The sequence below is a fragment of the Vibrio sp. genome (assembly GCF_038138445.1).
Lineage (GTDB): Bacteria > Pseudomonadota > Gammaproteobacteria > Enterobacterales > Vibrionaceae > Vibrio.
In genome coordinates, this window is the sequence record NZ_JAYQDQ010000121.1 from 1 (window position 1) to 9,382 (window position 9,382).

At 39.0% G+C, this 9,382-nt stretch carries 8 protein-coding genes and 2 pseudogenes; 4 read left to right on the forward strand and 6 right to left on the reverse strand.

Annotation, left to right across the window (positions count from 1 at the left end; all coding sequences use genetic code 11):
- Positions 1-87: 87 nt before the first annotated feature.
- From AAFM34_RS19230 to AAFM34_RS19255, 6 genes are all read right to left on the reverse strand, one after another.
- Positions 88-861, reverse strand: coding sequence for an ABC transporter substrate-binding protein (locus AAFM34_RS19230; protein ID WP_341665628.1), 774 nt, complete (start codon positions 859-861; stop codon positions 88-90).
- 223 nt (positions 862-1,084) lie between these two features.
- Positions 1,085-1,267, reverse strand: a complete 183-nt coding sequence (locus tag AAFM34_RS19235; RefSeq protein WP_341665629.1) for a hypothetical protein — start codon at positions 1,265-1,267, stop codon at positions 1,085-1,087.
- 85 nt (positions 1,268-1,352) lie between these two features.
- Complete coding sequence (locus AAFM34_RS19240; protein WP_341665630.1) at positions 1,353-1,604, reverse strand: histidine phosphatase family protein; 252 nt, start codon at positions 1,602-1,604, stop codon at positions 1,353-1,355.
- A 73-nt stretch (positions 1,605-1,677) separates the two neighbouring features.
- The gene (locus AAFM34_RS19245) at positions 1,678-2,181 is read right to left on the reverse strand and encodes a GNAT family N-acetyltransferase (RefSeq protein WP_341665631.1); all 504 of its coding nucleotides are present in this window, start codon (positions 2,179-2,181) and stop codon (positions 1,678-1,680) included.
- Between the two features lie 33 nt (positions 2,182-2,214).
- On the reverse strand, positions 2,215-3,486 hold the full coding sequence (locus AAFM34_RS19250) for a DEAD/DEAH box helicase (protein ID WP_341665632.1): 1,272 nt from the start codon (positions 3,484-3,486) through the stop codon (positions 2,215-2,217).
- 36 nt (positions 3,487-3,522) lie between these two features.
- On the reverse strand, positions 3,523-4,098 hold the full coding sequence (locus AAFM34_RS19255; protein WP_341665633.1) for an ACP phosphodiesterase: 576 nt from the start codon (positions 4,096-4,098) through the stop codon (positions 3,523-3,525).
- A gap of 562 nt (positions 4,099-4,660) precedes the next feature.
- Between AAFM34_RS19255 and AAFM34_RS19260 the strand changes: the two genes are divergently transcribed.
- The 4 genes and pseudogenes from AAFM34_RS19260 to AAFM34_RS19280 all read left to right on the forward strand — a co-directional run.
- The gene (locus AAFM34_RS19260) at positions 4,661-5,866 is read left to right on the forward strand and encodes an aromatic amino acid transport family protein (protein ID WP_341665634.1); all 1,206 of its coding nucleotides are present in this window, start codon (positions 4,661-4,663) and stop codon (positions 5,864-5,866) included.
- Between the two features lie 146 nt (positions 5,867-6,012).
- Positions 6,013-7,146, forward strand: a complete 1,134-nt coding sequence (msrB, locus tag AAFM34_RS19265; RefSeq protein WP_341665635.1) for a peptide-methionine (R)-S-oxide reductase MsrB — start codon at positions 6,013-6,015, stop codon at positions 7,144-7,146.
- A gap of 211 nt (positions 7,147-7,357) precedes the next feature.
- Positions 7,358-8,040, forward strand: a pseudogene (locus AAFM34_RS19270) (MipA/OmpV family protein).
- A gap of 251 nt (positions 8,041-8,291) precedes the next feature.
- Positions 8,292-9,382: pseudogene (locus AAFM34_RS19280) on the forward strand (ABC transporter substrate-binding protein); the annotation flags it as partial.

Genomic DNA, 9,382 nt, shown 5'->3' on the forward strand with positions numbered 1-9,382 from the left:
GATGGGATCATTCAATTGATCTGCCGATTAATGTTTAACTGATCGGCATTAGAGATTAACTCCCGCTTGTCTATGCAAACTCTTACACTATTTCACATATTCTTGAATGATTTTGTCTACTTCACCACTCTCTTTCATTTCCGAAAGGATTTTGTGATATTGTGACTTGAAATCATCTTTGAATGGGAATTTATCGCCTTTGGTAGCAAATCCTAGGAAGCCTTGTTCTGAACTGATTGTCGCACCTTCTACAATAGTTGAGCCGTTATACTTGCCTTCCTTCTGAAGCTTTTTCAGCTCCCACTGTATCGATAGGGCGTCGTTCATGTAACAGTCCACACGCCCAGCGATAAGCTTGAGTAAGTTCTTAGGCGTTCCTTTCGTCTCACTGAGTTTTATCTTCCCAGCTTTAACAGCAGCTTTGAACTCATCTCCGCCTGCAGAAAACCCTGAATTGTTACCAATAGTCAACCCCATATAGTCGCCAGGCCAGTTAGGTCTTGGTGAGCTAAGAACAGATTTCTGGCACACTACAACAAGCTTTTCATCCAATATAGACATATCATATTCCATATACGGACGCTGCTTTGGACGTTTATAGGGAGGATACAAGGCAAAGTTTTTGCCACCTTCTATCTCAAGTAGTCCTCGTTTCCACGGAACACCTTTTATGGTTACATTGTAGTCAGGCATTTTTTCGAAAATGCGCTCTAGAATAACCGTGTATATACCAGTCATGCGACCGCTATCAATGTAAGAATATGGTGGATAAGAGTCATCCCCAAAAACGGTAACATTGGTTTTTGCAAAGACTGAGGTAGAGGCTAGAACTGTACAAAGTAAAGCTAGGGTTTTTTTCATAGTGACTCCGAACACTGTTCCTTCAGCATTAATAGATACTAACGGTAAGTAATAGTGCATGGTTAGGTTAAGTCAAGGTCGGACTTAACATGTCTCTCTTAAAAAAACACAAAACAATCTGCAAAAAATTGATATTATTGGCTTTTAGTCAAAAGCCAATAATGATACAGCGTCCATATTTAAATCATTTCTTATATTGAGTACTACTGTAAACTTGAACTGCTCATATGTACTGGTAACTGATAGTTCCTGCAAAAGGCAATACTTCTTCCATCTTACCGGTAATAGCTTCTATCACATTGAAGTGACATACTACAATCACCTTCTTGTAATTCTTATACTGGTTTAGTACTTTTCTGGTCCGTTCAACAAGTTCCGATGCGGTTTCGTATGGTGGGCTCAGCACAACCTCATCAGAGCGATACTCTTCCCAGCGCCTGTCCCTTTCTTTTAATGAGATATAGCCTCCCTCTTTATCCGCAAGCCATTCTCTAATGGTTAAACTCTATTTCAAGGTCCAACTCGAGCGATTGGTTTATGATTGAAGCCGTTTGCAGTGCTCTCGTGTAGGGTGATGAGACAATTAAGTCCGCATCGAGGAATTCATGATGAGTTTGAAGCTCCTTGGCTGCCAATCGACCTTCTTTAGTCAAAGGCGCAAAGTTTTTTTCAATCTGATTCATTTTATACTCATCAGCCAGAATATAATCAGGTTCTGCGTGGCGTACAAAGATTATTTCCATCTCAGTCTAACTCCTTTATTTACTTTTAAGGCACTGATTATATGGAAAAACTTAATAAGAAATAAAATATTTATCAAATTAAACGTTTAAATTCAATACAGTCAATCGGTACACCATGTAATTCAGCATAGTTTGATACCAATCTGTTAGCTTTAAAGCCGTTGGTCTTAAGTACTCTTTGAGATGCAATATTTCCTGTTGAGGCGTAGGCTAACAGCTCATTAATGCCAAACTTTTCTACTATTCGCACCATATTAGCCACCGCATACTTCGCGACCCCACGATTTGTGAACACTTTACCGACGCGATAACCAATATGTGCCTGATTTTTATTGCTGTCTATGTTGGATACATTGATCCTTCCAACTAAATTCCCTTTATCATCAATAATTAACATTGGGATTAAAGTTCTTGCTTGATGCTCTAGCAGAAATAATTGGATATGCTCTGTGACTCCCTGTAAAGAATAGAACTCGGGCTCTCTAGGAGGGATCATTGACTCGAACCAATCTCTATTCTCAAGTTCAAACTCAAGTAGTTTTTTATCATACTTTTTTGACAATAGTTCTAAACGCATATCAAGTCCTTTGATGTATCACAACGAGCAGTTTTATTTATTTGGCTTCTTCTTTCCTCTATTAGAATGAATTTTCATTTGAGCTTTAAGTTTTCGCTTCTCCGCAGAACGGCTTTTGCTACGCTTAGTTTGTTTAAGCTCATTTTCTCCCGTACCTTCCAAGCTGGGTTCAAAACCTTGCAGCCATTCTTGCGGCAAACGTGTGTCTAACAGCCTTTCTATTGCTGTAAGTAGATACTCCTCATCTTTACTCATCAGAGAAATGGCCATGCCTTCATGCCCTGCGCGACCAGTCCGCCCAATACGGTGAATATAGTCTTCTGCTTTATAAGGCATATCATAGTTTATAACTTGCTCTAGCTGATTGATATCCAAGCCTCTAGCCGCTACGTCAGTCGCTATCAATGCCCTCACTTTGCCAGATTTAAAATCATCAAGCGCTTTTTGACGAGCACCTTGGCTTTTGTCTCCATTGATTGATGCCGCAACAATACCATCCAGCTTTAATTCCTTAGCCAGAGAGTCACTACCCTGTTTGGTTTTGGTAAAAACGAGCACCTGATGCCAATTTCGAGAACCAATCAAATAAGCGAGTAATTCGGCTTTTCGTTTTTTATCGACAGGATATACCATCTGCTTAATGGTTTCCGCAGTGCTATTGGATGGGGTGACTTGAACCTCAACAGGTTCATTCATCAGTCGATAGGCAATGGCTTTAATTTTTTTATCAAAAGTTGCTGAAAAAAATAGAGTCTGGCGGGTAACATTTATCTGCTTAAGAATACGTTGTACATCAGGCATAAAGCCCATGTCCAACATACGGTCTGCTTCATCTAGTACCAAGTATTTAGTTTTTTTTAAGCTTATATTTTTGCAGTACAGATGATCGAGTAATCGACCTGGCGTAGCAATAAGGACATCGCATCCATGTTCAAGATTACGAGTTTGCGTATTGATACTGGTTCCACCATATGCGGTAACAATTTTTATCTCTGTTGACTCAGCATAAGCGATAAGACTCTCGAATACTTGCTGCGCCAGCTCTCGTGTCGGAACGATAACCAAAGCCAGTACATCGTTAGATTGCCGATCCCGCTCATCACCAGCGTCTAGTATTTTATTCAGTATTGGCAGCCCGAAAGCCGCTGTTTTGCCAGTTCCTGTTTGTGCTCCAGCAAGCACGTCTTTTCCTTGCATAACAACAGGTATTGCTTGCTCTTGTATCTGTGTCGGAGTGTTAAACCCCAATTTGTTTAGAGTTTTGGTTAAAGTTGGAGATAAGCCTAATTGGTCAAATGAAGGCATGTTAGATTTCCAGATAAAACAGGGATTAGCATTCTATCAAAATCTTTTCGAAGCGTTGAGTATCTCAGGATATAAAACATGAAAAATACTTTTCAAGCAGTCATAGTGTAGGTCTAACGTATCAGAACAGGAAACTAACTCTGCCATTCTAGACGAACGTGTTGATATTCTTTGCAACGCAAAATGTATATTTTCTATGCTTTGGTAAGACTCTAACCATCGACCTTTCCACATTGCATCGGTGACCACCATAAATCGTTCTGGTAAAGCGTTATCGTACTCTTCACGAACTCTATATTCTGCATTTTTGCAAAAATCGCTCAAGTTACTTTGATGATATCGCTGCCATTCTGATGCAAGACAATGGTCCCAAAACATATCAAGAGCAATACCAGAAAATCGCCTACGCCTACCAAGAAATAATTGTTTTGCTCTTCTAACTTGGTCATGTCCATCCGTCATGCTATCCACATAACGATGCAACTTAATACCTTGCACTATCAAAGGGGTAAAACGAGCGGTTGGATCACCTTTGACGAAATCACCAAGTAAGTTACCCAGTAAACTTGACTGACAGTACGATGCGATATGCAAATGGGCAAGATAATTCATCGGCTTCTACAAAATAAAAAGACAAGTAACATAAAAGCACAAAGCCAGCGCTTTTGCACTGGCTCTATCTTGGTATGAATGTATATAAGATGATTAATTTAACGTTTCATCTATCAGCTCATCGGCTACCCGCTCATAATCTGACAAGGTAAAACCTATTTCCATCGCATCTATTAACTCAAGACATTCATCGTTTACGATTTGGTCGCTCATTCTGACCTCCCTTGTATACATCGTTTCTAAAGACTTATTTCCAAGTCTCAACTCGACTATAAAGTTTACCCAACCGTTTTACACCAACTTTATGACATTTTTTTGAAAAAATGATGTTAAGAAGCTTTGAGCCATAGGTTGGTTTTTGAACAGCCTAAGCAGGATGAACCCCACTTTACTGTGAAATAATGTAAAATATTAATTACACCAATGAACAAAAACATGTACACACCACTTGAAATGAACGTCTTTTTTTTACAAAATGCGTTATTCAATAAGATATAAAACGTAATTTGTCATATACAAAAGCGTTAAGACCCATAACAAATCACTGTAAAGAAAATAATACATGAAGAAATCAAAAGTACTAGGCAGCACCTTGATCATTGCCGGGACGACCATTGGAGCAGGAATGCTCGCTCTACCACTGGCTTCTGCTGGAATAGGGTTTTCGTCATCACTGATTATTATGTTTGCACTTTGGGCATTGATGTCATACACAGCTCTATTAATGGTTGAGCTGCACCAACATGCGGATTCAAGTGCTACTCTGCACACTCTTGCTAAACAGTTTTTGGGAAGTAAAGGGAAATGGGTAGCCAGTTTCTCTATGCTTTTTCTGTTTTATTCTTTATGTGCGGCCTACATAGCCGGAGGTGGTGCTCAATTTGGTCAACGCCTAGCTTATTTTACGGGTTTTGAGTTAAGCGGTACTTCATCGACAATTTTATTTACCTTTATCGTAGCTTCAGTGGTAACCATTGGTACAAGTACCGTAGATAAGGTAAACCGAGTCCTATTTGCTGTTAAGCTGATCGCTATGGCGACAGCATTAAGCTTTCTCGCCCCAAACGTTACTGAATCTTATCTCCTTAGCATGCCAATAGAGCAAGGCTTAATTGTGGCTGCGATACCGGTTATTTTTACCTCTTTTGGCTTCCATGGCAGCATTCCTGCGATCGTCAATTACCTAGATGGCAACACGCCATCACTTCGAAAAGCCATCATCATAGGCTCTTCTATTCCTTTAATCGTTTATGTTTTTTGGCAAATCGTGACCCTAGGGGTTGTCAGCCAAGATACATTAATAGAGAACCAAGGCTTAAGTGGACTTATTGCGACCTTATCAACCAAAGTTCATCAGTCAAACCTAAGCCAGACTATTGGTGTGTTTGCAGATCTTGCTCTATTGACTTCGTTCTTGGGTGTTAGCTTAGGCTTATTCGAGTTTTTGGGCGATACCTTCAACAAAAAGAAAGAGTCATCCAACCGCGTTATCATAGGCGCAATCACATTCCTGCCGCCTATGGGGTTTGCTCTATTTTACCCACAAGGCTTTATTATGGCCTTAGGTTACGCGGCCATATCTCTCGCGGTACTCGCCATTTTTCTTCCTGTATTGATGGTTAAAAAAGCCCGTGTGAGTCAAAACAATCAGGAAACATATCAGGTTATTGGCGGTAATCTAGGACTTATGATTAGTGGATCAGTCGGATTAGTGATAATTACCGCTCAAATCCTAATTACTACTGGCGTTCTCCCCTCTTTGGGCTAGTCCAATAATCTTAATCAAACACAGGCAACCTTAGGTTGCCTTTTTTGTATCCATAACTCGTATAATTAAAAAGTCATATTAAATGCAATTTTTTCTTGCTCTGACCTTTCTTATTAATCAAAGACAAAGTATTCGAAGAGGTTGATATGAAAGTTAAGTCGAAGATAGTCCTTTCTGCCCTTGCTCTAATGGCAGCCCTGGCGTCATTTTTAGGCGCTGCTAAAACGGAAGTAAACACTAAAAACGCTGATGGTTATGAAATAGCGACTCTAGCGGGAGGCTGCTTCTGGTGCACTGAGTCTGATCTAGAAAAGCTCGATGGTGTGACCGATGTAGTCTCAGGCTACTCAGGTGGTGAATTGGAAAATCCGACATATAAGCAGGTATCTTCTGGTAAATCAGGACATATTGAAGTCATTGAAGTGAAATTTGATCCGAATACTGTCAGCTACGAACAGGTGCTCGATCAGTTCTTTCGTCACATTGACCCAACAGACAACAAAGGATCCTTTGTAGACCGCGGCCCTCAATATCGTCCTGCAATTTTTTATCATAATAATGAGCAAAAGAAGATTGCGAGAGATTTTATGGATGAAATTGAAAACCTTGGAATCTTTAAAAAACCGCTAAAAACTGAATTGATTGAATTCTCTAAATTCTGGCCGGCAGAAGCCTACCACCAAGACTATTACAAACATAACAAGATTCGTTATAACTACTATCGCTATGCATCAGGGCGAGATCAGTATCTAAATGACATCTTTGGTGCTGACAGAGAGAAAAACCCTAAAACACTACGTCAATTGATTGATGAACATAACGCTGTTGCCAATGTGAAGCCATACAAGAAGCCATCGGATAAAGAAATTAAAGATAAGTTAACCAGTTTACAATACTACGTAACTCAGAAAGAAGGCACTGAAAAAGCGTTCAATAATGAATATTGGGATAACAAGCAAGAAGGCATCTACGTTGATATAGTCTCTGGCGAGCCGCTATTTTCTTCAACTGATAAATACAAATCAGGTACAGGGTGGCCAAGCTTTACCAAACCGATTAACGAAGGATACATAGTGACTAAAACCGATTACTACCTTGTTTACCCAAGAACCGAGGTTCGAAGTCGCTTTGCAGACTCTCATTTAGGTCACGTATTCAAAGACGGCCCTGCCCCAACTGGGTTGCGTTATTGTATGAACTCAGCAGCAATGAAGTTCATTCCCAAGGAAGAATTAGAGCAACAAGGTTATGGTGAGTACCTGTATTTATTTGATAGCTAGCAGATAAATATTGAACGAATGAACCAAGCCATCCGATTTAGGGTGGCTTAATTTTTCTTTATGAATACCGTATAAGTTAGATGTATTGGCTATATAGTGAGTTGTAATCTTTTTTGAGAATGAGCGTTCTTTTTGTTATGAACAAGGAGAATCTTATGTATATTCAATCACACCGCACCCTTTATTTTTTTGCTTAAGTGCTTTTTCTCTCATTGTGGCTGCACAAGAAGATAAAAATGATGATTTTGGTTTTATCGGATTAAGTGGTGCTTTTGGCGAGTCCGTATTTTCATCTGATCAAAAAGGTAGTTTTTCTATTGAGCCCAATCTTTTCTATAACGGCGAATATGGTTTTATTGATGGCAGCTTAGTCAACGTTTCCGTTTTGCCATATGTGGGATTAACTGGTAATTGGCGGTTTGCCGAGGTTGACTCTCAATTTAATGACATTCCAAATGGCATCCAAGATCGTGATGGAAACGGAGAGCTTGGCATAACACTGGGTAGTGTGGGAGCTAGATTGACTTACCTTCAAGATGTGACCAACGAACACAATGGCTATGAAGTACAACTTCATCTTGGTAAAACCCTGCCATTACCGTTCGATGCGTTTTCATTAACGCCCTATTTTGAAGTCGACTATCGAGAAAAAAGCTGGCTCGTCATTTATATTCTGTTTCAAATGCAGAATCTCAGAATTCAAACCTTAAAAAATTCGATGCCGATAATACTTGGGTATACCAAACAGGCTTAATTGGCTTATATGACATTAGCTCGCAGTGGATGATTCTCACCAAGCTAGAGTTTGAACACCATGATTCAAGCAGTCCTCTGATCCAGAATGATCTCAGTTGGTCTTTCAGTATCGGGGGGAGCTATAAATTTACTAACTAATTGAGGAGAATAGCTTCCCTATTGCTGGATCTAGAGTCTAGAGTGAGCTAAGTTAAAAACGTATGGGTTTATAGGGGTATAGGTTTATGAAATTTTTGATAACTTTGATCATTAGTTTTACTGCAAGTTATTCTTTGAATGCAGAAACCATCAAAGTTGCCATAGAGATTCAAACTGGCGAAAATAGAAATCGATATTATAAAATTGTAAGAAACTTTGAAAAAGAAAACCCTGATATCAAAGTCGAACTGATGGTTTATGATAATTTCACCTACAAGGAGAAGTTTGATAGTTTATTTCAAGGAGATGATAGTGCCGATATTGTTTGGGGTAAAGCTGGTCATTCATTAACTGAAGTAGTAAACAATGGGTATGCTGCAGATATAAGTGACCTTTGGTTAGAGGGCAAGCTTTACGATAATTTTGAAAAAAATATTATTGATTCCGTGAGCGTTCACAATAAACAATATGCAATCCCTTTCTCTTATTATCATTGGGGGTTTTTCTATAAAAAAATTGCTAATAAAGGCAGGATTTGAGGAATTCCCGAAAGACATTTCAGAATTGGAAGTACTATGCACAAAACTAAACTCTCTAGACATCAGTCCTATAATTATTGGGCTCAGTGAATTTTGGCCAGCTGCTGCATGGTTCGACTATCTGAATTTGAGGATTCATGGACTAGAGTTTTACAAACAACTAACCAAAGGTGATATATCCTATTTAGATCCGAGGGTAATAGAAACGTTTGAAAGCTGGAAGGGAATATTGGAAGCAGGCTGTATAGTCCCCAAAAAAGACCTAAATTGGAAAGAGGTCCTTCCATTCATGTTAAGAGACAAAGCTGCAATGTTGTTGTCGGGTAACTTTGTTGAAAGTGAGTTAGCGCGTAATAAAATGTCAGAAGATATAGAATTTGCTAAATTTCCCACTATAAACGAAAAAATAAATAGATATGAACTCGCTCCAACAGATATTTTCATTCTGAACAAAAAAAGAAAGTTAAATAAAGATGCGAGGAAAGTGCTGCTTTACATAACTAGTATGGAGTCTCAGTCATATATTAATACTAATTTTGGTATATCTACAAATATTAATGCAAAGAATCCTGAAACAAAATTTTCAATTATCGGCAAAGAGCATTTACATTCAGCTTCAGGTCTTACACAATATTTTGATAGAGACACACCAATAAATATGTCATACATCGCCGTCAGGATTTTTAGTGATTTCATTGAAGACGGTGATATAGAAAAAGCCACGACCCGACTAGAAAAGGCGAGACTAAGTGCTGAGGAATCCCCTGATAATTTAGATAAAAATCATCAAGTTAAGGTAGATG

Excerpts from the sequence above, each read along its gene's own strand:
- AAFM34_RS19230 (WP_341665628.1), bottom strand. The coding sequence starts at position 861 with ATGAAAAAAACCCTAGCTTTACTTTGTACAGTTCTAGCCTCTACCTCA.
- AAFM34_RS19240 (WP_341665630.1), bottom strand. The coding sequence starts at position 1,604 with ATGGAAATAATCTTTGTACGCCACGCAGAACCTGATTATATTCTGGCT.
- AAFM34_RS19245 (WP_341665631.1), bottom strand. The coding sequence starts at position 2,181 with ATGCGTTTAGAACTATTGTCAAAAAAGTATGATAAAAAACTACTTGAG.
- AAFM34_RS19250 (WP_341665632.1), bottom strand. The coding sequence starts at position 3,486 with ATGCCTTCATTTGACCAATTAGGCTTATCTCCAACTTTAACCAAAACT.
- AAFM34_RS19255 (WP_341665633.1), bottom strand. The coding sequence starts at position 4,098 with ATGAATTATCTTGCCCATTTGCATATCGCATCGTACTGTCAGTCAAGT.
- AAFM34_RS19260 (WP_341665634.1), top strand. The coding sequence starts at position 4,661 with ATGAAGAAATCAAAAGTACTAGGCAGCACCTTGATCATTGCCGGGACG.
- msrB (WP_341665635.1), top strand. The coding sequence starts at position 6,013 with ATGAAAGTTAAGTCGAAGATAGTCCTTTCTGCCCTTGCTCTAATGGCA.